The organism is Chryseobacterium camelliae, from assembly GCF_002770595.1.
Classification (GTDB): Bacteria; Bacteroidota; Bacteroidia; order Flavobacteriales; family Weeksellaceae; genus Chryseobacterium; species Chryseobacterium camelliae.
This window is the reverse complement of the sequence record NZ_CP022986.1, coordinates 2,571,035-2,587,376: the sequence shown is the minus strand read 5'-3', so window position 1 is coordinate 2,587,376 and position 16,342 is coordinate 2,571,035. Positions and strand designations below refer to the sequence as shown.

At 42.9% G+C, this 16,342-nt stretch carries 11 protein-coding genes and 1 pseudogene; 8 read left to right on the top strand and 4 right to left on the bottom strand.

Annotated elements, in window-relative coordinates; genetic code table 11:
* Positions 1–40: 40 nt before the first annotated feature.
* Positions 41–1,681 (bottom strand): glucose-6-phosphate isomerase, encoded by a 1,641-nt coding sequence (pgi, locus tag CGB83_RS11865; RefSeq protein WP_100077579.1) that lies wholly within the window; start codon positions 1,679–1,681, stop codon positions 41–43.
* 117 nt (positions 1,682–1,798) lie between these two features.
* Here pgi and CGB83_RS11860 point away from each other — a divergent pair.
* Positions 1,799–3,262: pseudogene (locus CGB83_RS11860) on the top strand (glycoside hydrolase family 125 protein).
* An 82-nt stretch (positions 3,263–3,344) separates the two neighbouring features.
* On the opposite strand, the gene CGB83_RS11855 reads toward CGB83_RS11860, so the two are convergent.
* Positions 3,345–4,250: a DUF4349 domain-containing protein gene (locus CGB83_RS11855; protein ID WP_100075969.1), complete on the bottom strand. Its 906-nt coding sequence runs from the start codon at positions 4,248–4,250 to the stop codon at positions 3,345–3,347.
* 203 nt (positions 4,251–4,453) lie between these two features.
* Here CGB83_RS11855 and CGB83_RS11850 point away from each other — a divergent pair, with 203 nt between their 5' ends.
* Both CGB83_RS11850 and CGB83_RS20175 read left to right on the top strand, forming a co-directional pair.
* Positions 4,454–5,812 carry an acyl-CoA dehydrogenase family protein gene (locus CGB83_RS11850; RefSeq protein ID WP_100075968.1) on the top strand — a complete coding sequence of 453 codons (1,359 nt, stop codon included), beginning with the start codon at positions 4,454–4,456 and terminating at the stop codon, positions 5,810–5,812.
* A 171-nt stretch (positions 5,813–5,983) separates the two neighbouring features.
* A complete protein-coding gene (locus tag CGB83_RS20175) occupies positions 5,984–6,223 on the top strand; it encodes a bacteriocin-like protein (RefSeq protein ID WP_157761411.1) in 240 nt (79 codons plus the stop codon).
* 94 nt (positions 6,224–6,317) lie between these two features.
* Here the strand turns inward: CGB83_RS20175 and CGB83_RS11840 are convergent, their stop codons facing one another.
* Positions 6,318–7,430, bottom strand: coding sequence for an AI-2E family transporter (locus CGB83_RS11840; protein WP_100075966.1), 1,113 nt, complete (start codon positions 7,428–7,430; stop codon positions 6,318–6,320).
* 174 nt (positions 7,431–7,604) lie between these two features.
* Positions 7,605–10,010 (bottom strand): endopeptidase La, encoded by a 2,406-nt coding sequence (lon, locus tag CGB83_RS11830; RefSeq protein WP_100075964.1) that lies wholly within the window; start codon positions 10,008–10,010, stop codon positions 7,605–7,607.
* Between the two features lie 259 nt (positions 10,011–10,269).
* On the opposite strand from lon, the gene CGB83_RS11825 reads away from it, so the two are divergent.
* The 5 genes from CGB83_RS11825 to CGB83_RS11805 all read left to right on the top strand — a co-directional run bounded on the left by CGB83_RS11825 (position 10,270) and on the right by CGB83_RS11805 (position 16,311).
* Positions 10,270–12,423, top strand: a complete 2,154-nt coding sequence (locus CGB83_RS11825) for a SurA N-terminal domain-containing protein (RefSeq protein ID WP_100075963.1) — start codon at positions 10,270–10,272, stop codon at positions 12,421–12,423.
* A gap of 128 nt (positions 12,424–12,551) precedes the next feature.
* Positions 12,552–13,502 carry an MlaD family protein gene (locus CGB83_RS11820; RefSeq protein WP_100075962.1) on the top strand — a complete coding sequence of 317 codons (951 nt, stop codon included), beginning with the start codon at positions 12,552–12,554 and terminating at the stop codon, positions 13,500–13,502.
* An 8-nt stretch (positions 13,503–13,510) separates the two neighbouring features.
* Entirely contained in the window at positions 13,511–14,839 is a 1,329-nt protein-coding gene (locus CGB83_RS11815; RefSeq protein ID WP_100075961.1) for a 4Fe-4S dicluster domain-containing protein, read from the top strand.
* Between the two features lie 85 nt (positions 14,840–14,924).
* The gene (locus CGB83_RS11810; RefSeq protein WP_100075960.1) at positions 14,925–15,710 is read left to right on the top strand and encodes a (Fe-S)-binding protein; all 786 of its coding nucleotides are present in this window, start codon (positions 14,925–14,927) and stop codon (positions 15,708–15,710) included.
* 112 nt (positions 15,711–15,822) lie between these two features.
* Positions 15,823–16,311, top strand: coding sequence for a hypothetical protein (locus CGB83_RS11805; protein WP_100075959.1), 489 nt, complete (start codon positions 15,823–15,825; stop codon positions 16,309–16,311).
* The last annotated feature ends 31 nt before the right edge of the window (positions 16,312–16,342 follow it).

Here is a 16,342-nt window from a genome sequence, read left to right as displayed (position 1 = left end):
TTGAAAAATTAATGTCCTGATCTAGTTTCTCTTTTTCAAATTATTTATTTGCTTTATAATAGTTAATTAAACCGTTGGTTGAAGAATCATGAGAGCTAACGGCCTCATTGCTTTCAAGTTCCGGTAAAATTTTATTGGCCAGCACTTTCCCTAATTCCACGCCGAACTGGTCAAAGCTGAAAATATTCCAGATCACTCCCTGAACGAAAATCTTATGCTCGTACAATGCGATCAGCTGACCCAGAGAGAATGGAGTTAATTCGTTGAATAGTATGGAGTTGGTAGGGGTGTTTCCGTGGAAGACCTTGTAATTCAGCAAAGCATCGATTTCATCGTCAGATTTACCGGAACTTCTGAGTTCTGCTTCCACTTCCTCTTCTGTCTTTCCGAAAGCAAGGGCTTCCGTCTGGGCAAAAAAGTTCGCCAGAAGTTTGTCCTGGTGGTCAGAAACTTTATTCGGGCTTTTGGCATACGCGATAAAATCTGCAGGGATGAGTTCTGTTCCTTGGTGGATCAGCTGATAAAAGGCATGCTGCCCGTTTGTTCCCGGTTCACCCCAGATGATCGGTCCTGTTTCGTATTCTACAAATTCACCGTTTCTGTCTACACATTTTCCATTGCTTTCCATATCTCCCTGCTGAAGATAAGCGGCGAATCGGTCCAGGTATTGGGAATACGGAAGGATGGCGTAGCTGGTCGCCGCATAAAAATTGCGATACCAGATCCCTAAAACTCCCATCAGTACAGGGATGTTTTCGGAGAAATCCGTATTACGGAAGTGCTGGTCCGTATCAGAAGCCCCCTTCAAAAGCTGCTCGAAGTTTTCATATCCTACTGAAAGCACAATGCTCAGTCCGATGGCACTCCATAAAGAGTATCTTCCGCCAACCCAGTCCCAGAATTCAAAGATGTTTTCTTCTGCGATCCCGAATTTTTTAACTTCTTCCACATTGGTGGATAATGCCACGAAATGTTTCGACACATCTTCCTGCTGCCCTTTCTGAAGGAACCAGTCCTTGGCAGAATTGGCATTCGTCATCGTTTCCTGTGTGGTAAACGTTTTGGAAGCAATGATGAATAAAGTCGTTTCAGGGTTAAGATTCTTCACCACTTCAGCGATGTGGTTGCCGTCAACGTTGGAAACGAAATGAACGTTTAACCTGGTCTTGAAATGCTTCAGTGCCGAACATACCATTACCGGGCCCAGGTCTGAGCCGCCGATCCCGATATTCACCACATCGGTAATTTCTTTTCCGCTGAAACCTTTATGCTGTCCGGAAATAATGCTTTCGGAGAAAGATTTCATGTGGTCCAGGACTCTTCTGATCTGCGGTTTTATATTTTCACCGTCAACCAGGATCTCCTGCTCGGAAAAATCCCTTAATGCCGTATGGAGAACCGCCCTTCCTTCCGTTTCATTGATCCTGTCACCGGAAAACATTTTGGAAATGGCATCTTTCAGTTCGCATTCTTCTGCAAGATTAAGCAGTAATTCTTTTGTTCTTGCATCGATAAGGTTTTTGGAATAGTCGAACAGGAAATTGTCTTTCTTGATGGAAAATTCTTCAAAACGGTTTTCATTATCCTGGAAGAGGTTTCTCAGGTCAAAATCATTGTTTTCAAAATGTTCCGTTAGTGCTTTCCAGCTTTCCGTCTGAAGAGGATTTATTTTTGACAGCATAGTAAATTCTGTTTTAAGATTGAGCATTCAACAGATGACGGAATGTCTTCCCGTTGAAATTAAAGTGCAAATTTACGGAAAATTGAACGGATGAAAAATTTTAGCGGATAATTTTAAATGGTTAATTTTAATCCATATTCATTCGTAACCATGCTCAACAGAAGAAGTTTCCTTAAAAGATCCGGAATAGGCTTAGGATATGCCTTATTGCCGGGCCCTGTAAAATTTTTATCACCTGAGGGTTTTATTTCCCGAAGGCCGGAGGTCAGCAAAAGGAAGTTCATTTCCGGGGAGGTAGAGAAAACCATACGCTCGGTTAAGAAAGTAATTGCCGATCCGGAACTGGCCTGGATGTTCGAGAATTGCTTTCCGAATACGCTGGATACCACTGTCAGCTTTTACCATAAGAACAATAAGCCTTATACGTATGTCATTACCGGTGATATCGATGCGATGTGGCTCCGGGATTCTTCGGCGCAGGTATTTCCATACCTCAATCTTGCCCGTAAAGATGAAAAACTGAGAAACCTCCTGAAAGGTGTCATTAATAAACAGGTTGAATTCGTACTGCTGGATCCTTATGCCAACGCTTTTTATGATGATCCCGGCAAAGTAAGCGAATGGAAAGATGACCATACCGAGATGAAGCCGGGCATCCATGAACGCAAATGGGAAGTGGATTCGCTGTGCTATGTGATGAGGCTGTCCTATCATTACTGGAAGATAACCGGAGATGCATCTGTATTGGATGTCGACTGGAAAAGTGCTATGACATTAATTGTACAGACATTTAAGGAACAGCAGAGGAAAGATTCAAAAGGGCCTTACCATTTCCAGAGGGCTGACGGAAATCCTCTGGATACTCAGTTTGCAGGCGGATATGGAAATCCAACCCAAAAGACAGGGCTGATCCATTCTATGTTCCGGCCTTCCGATGATGCTACATTTTACCCGTTTCTTATTTCATCCAATATGTTTGCCGTCGTTTCGCTCAGACAGACCGCTGAGATTTTCAGACAGGTTTTTAAGGATGGATCTATGGCAAAGGACTGTATGGGTCTTGCAGATGAAATTGATGCGGCCATACGCAAATATGCCGTTCTGAAGCATCCTGAAGCAGGTGCGATTTACGCTCTGGAAATTGACGGCTTTGGAAATGCCCTGTTCATGGATGATGCCAATGTACCCAACCTGCTTTCAATCCCGTATTTATGATATGCTGAAAAGGAGGATGCATTATATCAGAACACGAGAAAGTTTTCCCTGAGCCATGCCAATCCATGGTTCAGTACAGGGAGGTTTGCCAGAGGAATAGGCGGCCCTCACATCGGCGAGCATAAAATCTGGTCTTTAGGCCTGATCATGCAGGCACTGACCACAGATCATGAGGAAGAGATCATCTACTGTCTGAAGACATTAAAAAACACCCATGCCGGAACCGGATTTATCCATGAGTCGTTTGACGTGAATAATCCTGAAAATTTCACCCGGTCCTGGTTTGCCTGGGCCAACACGCTGTTCGGCGAACTGATCCTTCATCTGTATAAGACAAAGCCGGACCTGTTGAGGCTGAAATTCTGAAGCAATTGAAGAGGCCATAACCTTCAGAAGCAACATCTGAAGGTTATGGGAAATAACATAATTGATAAAGGCTGACAAGGATTTACTCAGAAACCGTTTTCCGTGTTTTTCCGGCAGTTCTTCTTCTTTTTATAAAGACAAAAATAAGTAGAGCGATCATCCATAGTGGCCAGATGGTTACCAGCAGTACGACGATTTCCTGGATCAGATAATAGCCTTCCGCAAAGGCATTTTTTATGCTGTAAATAAAACTGATCCTGTATTTATTGTCAGTATGGGCTGTATTGGTAATGGCAACTTCTGAAATCCGGAGCTTGGGCTCTTTAATGAAGATATCAACCGTACTGTACTTAAGGCGGTCTGTGATATCCATATTGCCCAGCTGTTGGATATTGTCCTCAGACATATTCTCGTCACTGAGCTTCACTTTATCTTTACTGCTTTTGAGTCCGGAAATATGGTCGGCAGTAGTCTTCATCCTTTTTCTTTCAAGAGCAGCATACTGTATTCCCGCGGTAACATCTTCGGCAGTGATGCTTCTTGAATTCAGGAACAGTTTCTTCTGGTTGATCAGCGACAGGAACTCTCCTAAATTATGGGTCGGAATGCGTACTTTCATTGAATTTTCCGTCTGGTATTTTTTAACGAGCATGGCATCCTTATCGGAAGTGTTGTACGTTTCTTCTGATAATACTGAACTCTGTAAATTACTGTTGGTTACAAATCCGCCCATCTCCTGTACGGTTTTTTCTATGGAAATGGTAGTCTCGTATACATCCTGTACTTCCATATTAATGTCTGCGGTTTTTACGAACTGCTTATCCTTTACGTTCATGATTGCCACAGAGGAAATGCTGTCTGAAGTAAGTGCAGCGGCAGAGTCTGCTGTGGCGGAAGCTTCATAAACTTTGCCTACTGCTTCTCCCTTTTTACAGGAATACAAGCCTAATAACAGAACGGAAGCCAGCGATAGCTGAATGGTTTTCATAACATTGATTTTTAAGGGTTGTCTGTTCCAAAGGTCAGGATGAATCGTTTGTAAAAGTTGAAAATCGGACGCAAAAGCGTTGTAAAGAGAAATTCCGGTTCAAAGATTTGACAATTAGCGGTTTGTAAAATAAGGCATAAGGTAGGCATTGGTTTTCGGATTAATTTTTGCTACCTTTTAGGTGTCAAACACAATCCATTATTATGTCAAATACCTTTTCGAAAATCAGAAACGCAATAGAATTATTCAGGTCCATAGATTTCGACCAGCTGAGCACCATCTCACAGAAGGTCAATCTGCCGAAGCTGATGGAGAATTTCTCCAGGCTTGACGATAAGCAGCTCAGCGGACTTATGAAAATGCTTGATCCCAATAAAAAGAAAAAAGAGCTTCCACCCATTGATGGTGACTTCTATGATATCTACCATACATTAACACCGGAGCAAAGGGAAATCCAGCTCAAAGTGAGGGCATTCATGGAAAAGGAAGTGAAACCTCTGGTGAACCATTACTGGCTAAGGGATGAATTTCCCCATGAGCTGATCCCGAAGTTTCAAAAGCTGGACATCTGTGGTGTAACCTATGAAGGATACGGCTGTCCCGGGATGCCGTTCCTGATGGAAGGAGTGATTGCCATGGAAATGGCCAGAGTGGATGCTTCCATAGCTACTTTCTTTGGGGTACAGTCCGGCCTGGCGATGGGTTCCATTTATATTTGCGGTTCGGAAGAGCAGAAGCAGAAATGGCTGCCGCAGATGCAGAAATTTGAGAAAATCGGAGCCTTCGGGCTAACTGAGCCTGAAGTAGGTTCAGGGGCAGCAGGCGGACTTACCGTTACCTGCAAAAGAACGCCGGAAGGATGGATGCTCAACGGACAGAAAAAGTGGATCGGGAACGCAACATTTGCAGACCTGGTCATCATCTGGGCAAGGGACCTGGATGACGGTGAGGTGAAAGGATTTATTGTAGAAAAAGATAATCCCGGCTATTCCGTAGAAAAAATCAAAGGTAAAATGGCACTCAGGATCGTCCAGAACGGCTTGATCACCCTGAAAGACTGCCTGGTCACAGAGGAAAACCGTTTACAGAACGCCAATTCGTTTAAAGACACCGGAAAAGTACTGCGGATGACCAGGGCAGGAGTGGCCTGGATGGCTACAGGCTGTGCAAGAGGAGCCTATGAAAGCGCTCTGGATTACACCCGGAAAAGGGAACAGTTCGGGAAGCCGATCGCCTCTTTCCAGATGATACAGGGCCATCTTGTGGAGATGCTGTCCAATCTTACGGCTATGCAAACGATGGTATTCAGGCTTTCTGAGATGCAGGATGAAGGCATTTTAAAAGATGAACATGCTTCCCTGGCAAAAGTATTCTGTACCCTGAGGACCCGTGATATCGTTTCCAGGGCAAGAGAGGTCCTGGGCGGAAACGGAATTCTCCTTGAATATGATGTGGCAAGGTTTGTGGCAGATGCCGAAGCTATTTACTCTTACGAAGGTACGAAAGAAATCAATTCTTTAATTGTCGGAAGATCAATTACCGGTTTCAGCGCGTTTGTTTAAAAATGTATATTAGATTTTCAATTTAGAGATTTATTGACTTAGCAAAAAATCATTATTGATCGTATTACATTTATTAGATCAAAATTAATTAATTCTATTTTTAGAGATATTTGAACTATTGTATCATTTGATTATTTATATTTGTTATGCAACAATTAAAAACTAATTATTATGTTGAAAAATCTTAAGAAATTGAATCGTTATGATTTAAAAGAAATTAATGGTGGTAAGGAAATTTGTGATATTGGTCCTGAAGGGTGTCCTTGCAAAATCCCACCTGGTCATCCTTGCTTAGCAGGAGGTGGTGGTCCTGGTGATCCTGGAAATCCGGTTGGGTACTGTCCGGACAGTCAAGCTTACATACCTTGTGACCAAAATTGTCCAAACGGAACACAACCACTTTGTGCATAATAAGCTATAAAGCCTTCAAATTAATTTGAAGGCTTCTTTATTTATAAAAAAGTTAATATTGAATAGCATATTGACTATTTATGTCTAACTTTCCTCAATCCATCTCCTTCAAGGTAATATTTTTTGAAATCTTATAGGTTTTTTTCTTCTTATCGGGCTTTTCATCTTCTCCCAGCAATCTTCCCCATGGCTGCAGGCCTTCAATTTTTTCAAATATGATCTTAAGGATGGCGATAGCCGGAATGCAGAGGAACATTCCTGCAATTCCCCATAAATGTTCTCCGACAAGAATACCCAGGAATGAGAACAGGGCATTGATTTTCACCTTAGACCCCACCACGAATGGCAGGATGATGTTTCCGTCGATAATATGTACTGCAATATATCCGATAACGACATAAATGCATGTGGAAGGGGTACCTGTGGCAAAAGCGATAAAGCATGAAATAAACAGCGAAATGAAGATACCTAAATAAGGGATAACATTCAGCAATCCGGTGAGGACGGCAAGCAAAATAGCATATTGTACACCGATTATGGAAAGTGCAATTCCCGTTAGAGTTGATACAATAACAATCTGAAGACATAATCCGATGATGTATTTCTTGGTCATGATCCGGATTTCAGTGACAGCTTCCTGTACGCTGGCTTTATGTTTTTCATTGAAGACTGTCAAGATAAAATTGTTCAGCACCCTTCTGTAATTCAGGATAAAAATAAAGAACAGGATGAAGAACAGGATGAAGCCGATGCCGGTAGAGAATATCCCGAATGTAAACCCCAGGATGACCCCTGAAGATGAGAGCAGTTTACTCAGTCCCTGGTCGATATAATCCAGCTGTTCCTTGATTTTTACATGGAATGTCTTGGAAACCCAGCGCTGAAGGTCGTTGAATACAGTATTGGACTGCATCCGTAAGCGAGGCAGGTCTTTGCTGAAACTGGAGAGCTGCGATCCGAAGAAATAAATCAGCCCCGTAAGGATGATCAGCATCAGTAAAACAGCAGTTATGGTAGATAATGACCGGGGAAATCTCAGCTTTGTTTCCAGAAAGGTCGCCAGAGGCAGAAAAAGCATGGCCATGAGGAAAGCAAGGAAAAAAGGAGCGATGATGCTCTGGCCTAAAGCCAGTAGGTAACCGAGGCCTATAACAGAGATAACGACAAGCGTAAGCTTGAGGAGAAAAGGGAGTTTAAAATAATTCATATCCGATAGTGATTTTGCCGTATAAAAATACCAAAAACCTCACCATATACAGATGAGGTATTAAAAAAAATATCGTTAAAATAATAATACTGCAAAAGAATGAAGTGGTGCAGGGGCTCTAACCCTATCTTATCATTTATTTTTATCTTTAAAAGTAGAGTTTCAGTACTGAAATTAAGGTTCAATAGCAATTTCAATCACCTCTTCCATGCGGCTTACATAGTGTACTTTCAGGTTTTTGAGGTAATCTTTTTTGATTTCTTCCACATCTTTCCTGTTGGCATCGCACAGAATAACGTCCTGTATTCCTGCCCTTGTGGCAGCCAGCAGTTTTTCCTTGATTCCGCCTACCGGAAGTACTTTGCCACGGAGGGTAATCTCACCGGTCATAGCCAGGTGTGGTTTTACCTTTTTATTTTTATAGGAAGAAACCATAGACGTCAGCATGGCAATCCCTGCAGAAGGACCGTCCTTTGGGGTAGCACCTTCAGGAACGTGTACGTGGATGTTTTTCTTATCCAGGTCATCCTGCGGAATGCCCAGGTCTTCATGCCTTGCCTTGATATATTCAAGGGCAATCGTAGCCGATTCTTTCATAACGGTTCCCAAGTTTCCGGTCATGGTAAGGTTTCCTTTTCCGTTGCTCAGGATACTTTCTATATAAAGGATGTCACCGCCTACACTCGTCCAGGCCAGTCCGGTTACCACACCGGGAACGCCGGTGATTTCCGACAGGCTTTTCGGTCGCGGAACGCCGAGGATTTCATCAATCTTATCAATTGAAATTTTCGGGTTATGCTCTTTAAGGAGTGCCGTTTGCAATGCTACCCAGCGCGCTACGGCAGCAATTCTTTTTTCAAGGGTTCTCACGCCGCTTTCAGAAGTGTGGGCTTCAATAATATGTTTTAGCTCGTCATAGCCCAGCTTGAATGATTTAACATCCAGGCCGTTCTCATGCTGTTGTTTTTTAATAAGGTGTCTTTTGGCAATTTCAATTTTTTCTTCCAGGGTATAACCGGCAATCTGGATGGTCTCCATACGGTCCAGAAGCGGAGTCTGAATGGTAGATAATGAATTGGCTGTAGCAATGAACATTACCTTGGACAGGTCATAACCCATTTCCAGGAAATTGTCGTAGAAAGATTTATTCTGTTCAGGATCAAGGACTTCAAGAAGCGCAGAACTCGGGTCACCGTGGATTCCCTGCCCAACCTTGTCAATTTCATCCAGGACAATCACCGGATTTGAGGTTCCCGCTTTCTTAATTGATTGCAGGATCCGGCCTGCCATAGCACCGATATAGGTTTTCCTGTGTCCGCGGATCTCGCTTTCGTCATGAAGGCCGCCTAAGGACAGGCGAACATATTTTCTTCCTAAAGCATCGGCTACAGATTTCCCCAAAGATGTCTTTCCTACTCCCGGAGGCCCGGATAACAGGAGGATAGGGGATTTCATATTGTTTTTCAGCTTCAGCACCGCCATGTGCTCAAGGATCCTTTTTTTTATGTCTTCCAGGCCGAAATGAGCTTTATCCAAAACTTTTTCTGCTTTGGCAATATCAAAAAGGTCTTTAGTATAGGTTTCCCACGGGAGGTCCGTAAAGAAATCCAGGTAGTTCCGCTGGACATTATAATCCGGTGAGTTGGGATTCTGGCGTTGCAGGCGGGCAATTTCTTTCTGGAAATGCTCTTCTACTTCCGGAGACCAGGTCTTGCTTTCAGCTTTTTTAATCAGTTCCTCTGCATCATTCTCGGGTCCGCCGCCCAGTTCTTCCTGGATGGTCCGGATCTGCTGGTTGAGGAAATATTCTCTCTGCTGCTTATCCAGGTCTTTGGAAGTTTTCTGATGGATCTGATTCCTGAGTTCCAGTTTCCTGAAATCTTCATGCATCATTTCATAGGACTTTTTTGCCCTGTCCATCAGGTTTTTCTCCTCCAGCAGTTTTTGCTTTTCAGATGAAGGGAAATTGGCATTCGTGCAGATGAAATTCAGCAGGTCATCATTGTTAGTGATGTTCTTGATAGCGAAATTGGCCGCATTAGGAATGTTAGGATCCAGCTCTATGATCTTCAAGGCAAGATCTTTGATGTTTTCGAGCAGCGCTTCGTACTGCTCTGTATTTTTGGCCTTCGTATCTTTCAGGCGTGTGATTTCAGCTTTGAAATAAGGCTGCTTCTCAATCATTTTCCTGATTTTGAAGCGGTAAAATCCCTTGGTAATAGCGGTGATATTTCCTTCAGGAAGCTTGATGATTTTAATGATTTTCGCCAGTGTGCCCACCTGAAAAATATCTTTTTCATGAGGCTGTTCCACATCCGAATTCTTCTGGCTTACAATACCGATCATACTGCCGTTGGCCTGTGCTTCTTCCAGCAGCTGAATTGAATTCTTTCTTCCGGCAGTAATGGGAATCACCACATTGGGGAACATCACCATATTCCTTACCGGCAGGATGGGAAATATTTTCTGTTCGGAGTCCTGATCTGTTTCCGAAAAGTCGGAAAGATTGATTTCTTCAGCCACAATATCAAATCCGTCATTGATCATTTCTTCTAAACTTATATCTTCAAATTCTGTCATAGGTCATTGAATGACAAATTGTCATTTCCATTTTTAAATCGTTAAGTACGGCAGCAGTAACATCCCTGAAAAACACATCATATGCCGTTGGGGATAAGAATGCACAAGACTTATGCCATTTGTTTTTTCATGGAAATTACGGCCAAAATTTCCTTTTTCACATTATTTGGATTTTAAAAATTAAAAAAAGGCCTCAGATTTCTGTAATTTCTTAAAAATGTGTATTTTCGCAAACTGATAAAAAACTATAATTTATATAATGGCAATTTTAGGACAGATTAGGAACAGACCTTGGCTTTTGATGGGAGTAATTGCACTGGCGCTTTTAGCGTTCTTAGTGAACCCGGACAGCATCGATAAGGTTTTTGGTAAAAATCCTGATGTTTTAGGAAAAGTAAACGGCGATAAGATCACCCGCGAAGAGTTTAACGATCAGCTTTTTGTGCTTCAGCAGCAGGCAGAGCAGCAGGGCCAGCCTAAAAACGGTCTTGAAGAGCAGGCGTGGCAATTGCTGGTACAATCCAAACTGGTGAAGCAGCAGTTTGAGAAAATGGGCTTCGAAATGACGGATGATTATTTCTGGAACCAGATCCAGTACGATCAGATGTTTGCTCAGAACAAGCAGTTGTTTGACGAAAAAGGAAACTTTAAAACCCAGGAACTTAAAAAACAGATCGAGGAAATCAAGGCAACGAATCCTGATGCCTACAACCAGTGGCTGAAAACCAGAAAATCTATTGAATACAGATTGATGGCCAGACAGGTATTTGCTAATGTTTCCACAGGAATCACTACCGGAAAAAAAGAAGCTGAAGAACTGATGAGAGAAAGAGACCAGATGGCGGATATTGATTTTGTGAAAATCGATTACACCTCTTATCTTCAGAAAAACAATATCAAAGTAACCACAGCAGATCTTGCAGATTATATCAAGCAGCATCCTGTGATGTTCAAAACAGAAGCGAGCAGAAACCTCGGGATTGTTTATTTCCCTTCCAAGCCTAGTGCGGCAGATGATGCGGCAGCCCAGAAGGAAATCAACAAGCTGTTCTCAGGAGGAACCGATGCCAGCGGCGGTAAAGAGAATTTCCAGAATACAACCAATGATTCCCTTTTCGTAATGGCTAACTCGGATATGCCGTTTACTAACCAGTATTTTAAGCCTGAGCAACTGCCTCAGACGATCCAGGGACCTATCGCTACGGCGGCTATTGGCCAGACTTTCGGACCGTACAAGGAGCAGAATTTCTATGTGGTGTCCAAGCTTATCGATAAGAAAACTTCAGATTCCACTTTATCCAGACATATCCTGATCGCTTTCAAAGGAAGCCCTGCAGGAGAAGGGGTGACCAGAACCAAAGAGGAAGCTAAGAAATTAGCGGATTCTATCGGAGCTGTTGTAAAGGCTAATCCGGCTAAGTTCACGGAATTCCTTAAGCTTTCCAATGACCCTAACTCTGCTGCGCAGGGAGGAAGCCTTGGATGGACTACTCCTGAAACACCTTTCGTACCAGAATTCCTGCACTACCTGGCTAACAACCCTAAAGGAGCAACAGGCGTGGTAGAAACCCAGTTCGGATACCATATCATCAACATCGAAGATAAAAAGCCGGGAGCTATGGCATATAAAGTAGCCAACCTGGTAAAAGCGGTGAAGCCTTCTGATGCTACAGAAGCGGATACCGATAAGAAAGCAAGGAGATTCATCCAGCAGGTACAGGGCAAATCATTCAATGATTTTGTCAACATTGCTAAAAAAGGAAACTACCAGTTCTCCAATCCTAAGTCTGCAAAGAGATTTGACGGACAGCTTCAGGGCTTAGGGACAGATAAGGATGCGGACATCCTTGCCTGGGCATTTGATAAGAAAAGATCCAAAGGAGATACCGAATTCTTTACCGTAGACGGAACCGGAGATAAAATCGTGGTTTACCTGAACGGTATCCAGGAAAAAGGGACGGCTGATCCTGAGTCTGTAAGAGACCAGATCGAAGTCATTGTGAAAAACAAGCTGGCTGCAAAGCAGATTGCTGAAAAAATCAATGCCGCTAAAGCTTCCAACCTGGATCAGGTTGCCAAATTATTCTCTGCAACAAAACAGTCTGCACAGGTAAACCTTCTGAACCCTTCTGTAGCAGGAGCTATGGAACCTAAAGTAGCGGGAGCTGCCTTCGGTGTTGCGAAAGGAAAACTTTCCAATCCGGTTGAAGGAGGAACAGGAGTGTATGTTGTTCTTAAGAAGAATGAGACTGTAAACAAGCAGCCGGGAGACCTGAAACAGTTTACTGAGGGTATTACCCAGAGAAACGCAGGAATGTTCGGGCAGGCATGGTTAAAGAGCCTTCAGGATAACGCTGACATCAAAGATTACAGGATCGAAATCTGGAATAAACTGGGTTCTCAGCAACAATAAAAATAAATTTACATACCTATAGGAAAGTGGCAGAATTTTTGCCACTTTTTTTGTGGTTTAACACAGGGCAATACAGAAAGACATTAATTTAAAATGTGTTATATTTGCTCATAAGAAAAATTTAGCAAGTGAAGTTCAGTAAAGAATTAAAAGCAGGTCTAATAGCTCTCCTAGCCATTGTAGGCTTCGTGGTATTATTTCAATTTATGAAGGGAAGAAGCCTCTTCACTACCGACAATATATTTTACGCAAAATACGATAATGTAGAAGGGCTGGCGCAGTCTTCGCCGGTGTCAATCAATGGTCTCAAAGTGGGTCAGGTGGATAAGATTATCCCTCAGACTTCCAAGGAAGGAAAAATTGATTTTATCGTTAAAATTACCGTTGACAATAATTTCGAGTTTTCAAAAAATTCCACTCTTGAAATCTTTGAACCGGGACTGATGTCCGGAAAAGAAATGAGGGTAAACCTTGCTTACGGAGGAGCAACGGCAAAAGACGGGGATACCCTCAGGGGTGCCTTCAAGCTGGGAACTCTTGGAAGCCTTTCTTCACAGGTAGGTCCCGTAAAGGACCAGCTTCAGACCGTACTGTATCGTGTGGATTCATTGATGTCCAGTGCCAACCAGGTAGTCAATGCCCAGAACAGGGAAGAGATCAGATTATTGCTGGCTAACCTTAACAAAACAGTGGCAGCATTGCAGACCACTGCAGGAAGTGTCAACTCATTGGTAGGGCATAATGATCCTAAACTGCAAAAGGTTCTGGATGATGCCAGCCTTACCATGCAGAGCGGAAAAGTTACTTTGGATAAATATGGTAATTTAGCGGAAAGTATTGACACGCAAAGGCTGAATGCGACCATTGCCAATCTGGATGCTACAGTAGGAAAACTGAATCAGGTAGTTACCGGAATCGATAACGGACAGGGAAGCTTAGGCAAGATCATGAAGGATGATCAGCTGTATAATAACCTGAATGCTGCTTCCACCAACCTTAACCTGTTAATTGAAGACCTTAAGGCAAACCCGAAAAAATATGTCAACTTCTCAGTATTCGGGAAGAACAGTAAAAACTAATAGTAGCCATGCAGTATATCGATAATATTCTTTTCCTTATTTTGCTGGTAGCGGGCTTCGGACTGTTTGCCAGGAGTCTGCAGAAAATATACAGAAACATTACATTAGGAAGGGCTGTCAACCGCAGCGACAGGAAAGACGAGCGCTGGGCTACCATGGCACGGGTTGCCATGGGACAGAGCAAAATGGTGAAGCGTCCCGTTGCCGGTATCCTGCACCTCTTTGTGTATGTTGGCTTTATTATCATTAATTTCGAACTGATTGAAATCGTAGTAGACGGGCTTTTTGGGACCCACCGTTTCTTGGCGTCTATTATGGGGCACAGCGTATATAATTTCTTTACGGCAACGTTAGAGATCCTGGCGCTCCTGGTTATTATAGGAGTCTTGATCTTTTTTATCCGGAGAAATTTCTACGGGGTGAAAAGGCTTACGATGAAAGAACTTTTCGGGTGGCCAAAACAGGATGCCAACTGGATCCTGATCATTGAATTTGCTTTGATGGTGGCTTTCTTCACCATGAATACTTCAGACTGGGTGCTGCAACAGCGAGGCTTACTGGCAGCGCATGGAAGTTTCCCGGTCAGTGCCAATATTTTCGCACCCCTGTTCAGCAATTTCGGCGATACCACACTGATCTATTCCGAGAGAGCTGCCTGGTGGTTCCACTTTATAGGGATCCTTTTCTTTATGAATTACCTGTATTATTCCAAACATCTCCATATCATCTTAGCATTTCCTAGTACCTGGTACGCTAACCTGGAGAAAAAAGGAAAATTCAATAATCTGGAGTCCGTAACGAAGGAGATAAAACTGATGATGGACCCTAATGCTGATCCGTATGCCGCACCTGCGGAAGGTGATGCAGCAGCAGCGCCGTCAAAGTTCGGGGCAGAGGATGTATTTGACCTAAATCAGGTCCAGCTGCTGAATGCCTATTCCTGCACCGAATGCGGAAGATGTACTGCGGTATGTCCGGCCAACATTACCGGAAAAAAATTATCCCCGAGATTAATCCTTATGAAAACCAGAGACCGTCTGGAGGAAGTAGGAAAAAATATCGACACCAACGGCAAGTTTGTAGATGACGGTAAAAAGCTTCTTAATGACTATATTACTAAGGAGGAACTTTGGGCCTGTACAACCTGTAATGCCTGTACGGAAGCCTGTCCTGTATTGCTGGACCCGCTTTCCATTATCTTTGACATGAGGCAGTTCCTGGTTATGGAACAGTCTGCGGCACCACAGGAACTTAACCTGATGATGGCCAATGTGGAAAATAATGCGGCACCGTGGCAGTATAATCAGGCAGACCGTCTGAATTGGGCAAAGGATTAATAATCAATTAAACAATCTGAAAATTTGAAAATGCTCAATTATATTTTCAAATTTCCAAATTCATACATTTTCAAATTGAGAAAAAATGGATTTCAATATAAAAACAATGGCAGAATATGCTGCCGAAGGGAAATCACCGGAAGTTCTATTCTGGGTGGGATGTGCAGGAAGCTTTGACGACCGTGCCAAAAAGATTACCCGTGCATTTTGCAAGATCCTGAATAAAATCGGGGTTGAATTCGGAGTGCTGGGACAGGAAGAAAGCTGTACGGGAGACCCGGCCAAGCGTGCCGGTAATGAATTCGTATTCCAGATGATGGCCCTTACCAATATTGAGGTGCTGAATGCTTACGAAATCAAAAAGATTGTAACGGCCTGTCCGCACTGTTTCAATACCCTTAAAAATGAGTACCCCAGCTTAGGGGGACATTATGAAGTCCTTCACCATACCCAGTTCCTGAAAAACCTGATGGAAGAGGGAAGGCTGAAGATTGAAGGAGGATCTTTCAAAGGTAAAAAAATCACATTCCATGATCCTTGTTACCTTGGCCGCGCGAATAACGAATACGAAGCTCCGAGGATGCTTCTTGAAAAACTGGATGCCGAACTGGTGGAAATGAAACGTTGCAGAAGCAACGGGCTCTGTTGCGGAGCCGGCGGAGCGCAAATGTTCAAGGAGCCTGAAAAAGGCAATAAGGACATAAATATTGAGAGAACGGAAGAAGCACTGTCATTCGAGCCGAAGGTGATTGCTACCGGATGCCCGTTCTGCAATACCATGCTTACGGATGGAGTAAAACACTTTAATAAAAATACGGAAGTAGCCGTAAAAGATATTGTAGAACTTCTGGCTGAAGCAGAAGATTTATAAATTTGATTAAATAACGTACAGAATGAATGAGGACCCGGGATTTTCCAGGGTTCTTTTTTCTTTTTTTATGAATCAATAATAATTCATAAATTTATACTTTAAAATATCGGAAATGAAAATTGAAGAATCCAACATTGTAGAAACCAACGACTACAGAATCATCATATACCCTGCATCAAGGCCTTTCAGCACCAAAGAAGCCAAAACCATTACTGAAAAACTCTTTGATTTCCTGGCCACCTGGGCTGCTCACGGAAAGCCGCTGAGCTCATCTTTTAAGATAGAAAAGAACCAGTTTATCGTGATCTGTGTAGATGAGGAAAAAGAGCTCGCTTCAGGATGCAGCATAGATGCATTGGGAAAACTGATGCGGGAAATTGACGAAGAGTACCAGCTGGGACTTTTTGACCGCATGAAAGCAAGCTACGTGGAAGACGGAGCGGTGAAAACATTGAAGCTGCAGGAGTTCAAATCAAAAATAAGAAACGGTGAGCTTTCCAAAGATATTCAGGTTTTTGATTTTTCAAAAAATACCTACCTGGAGTTCCTGAGTAACTTTTTACTGCCTTTTGATAAAAGTTGGGCATCATCAATACAATAAGTATGATCATCGGTACAAAATAAAAAAAGTG

Bases quoted from the DNA above. Each gene is read 5' to 3' on its own strand.
- CGB83_RS11815 (WP_100075961.1), top strand. From the start codon at position 13,511: ATGCAGTATATCGATAATATTCTTTTCCTTATTTTGCTGGTAGCGGGC.
- CGB83_RS20175 (WP_157761411.1), top strand. From the start codon at position 5,984: ATGTTGAAAAATCTTAAGAAATTGAATCGTTATGATTTAAAAGAAATT.
- CGB83_RS11825 (WP_100075963.1), top strand. From the start codon at position 10,270: ATGGCAATTTTAGGACAGATTAGGAACAGACCTTGGCTTTTGATGGGA.
- CGB83_RS11855 (WP_100075969.1), bottom strand. From the start codon at position 4,250: ATGAAAACCATTCAGCTATCGCTGGCTTCCGTTCTGTTATTAGGCTTG.
- CGB83_RS11840 (WP_100075966.1), bottom strand. From the start codon at position 7,430: ATGAATTATTTTAAACTCCCTTTTCTCCTCAAGCTTACGCTTGTCGTT.
- CGB83_RS11850 (WP_100075968.1), top strand. From the start codon at position 4,454: ATGTCAAATACCTTTTCGAAAATCAGAAACGCAATAGAATTATTCAGG.
- pgi (WP_100077579.1), bottom strand. From the start codon at position 1,681: ATGCTGTCAAAAATAAATCCTCTTCAGACGGAAAGCTGGAAAGCACTA.
- lon (WP_100075964.1), bottom strand. From the start codon at position 10,010: ATGACAGAATTTGAAGATATAAGTTTAGAAGAAATGATCAATGACGGA.
- CGB83_RS11805 (WP_100075959.1), top strand. From the start codon at position 15,823: ATGAAAATTGAAGAATCCAACATTGTAGAAACCAACGACTACAGAATC.
- CGB83_RS11810 (WP_100075960.1), top strand. From the start codon at position 14,925: ATGGATTTCAATATAAAAACAATGGCAGAATATGCTGCCGAAGGGAAA.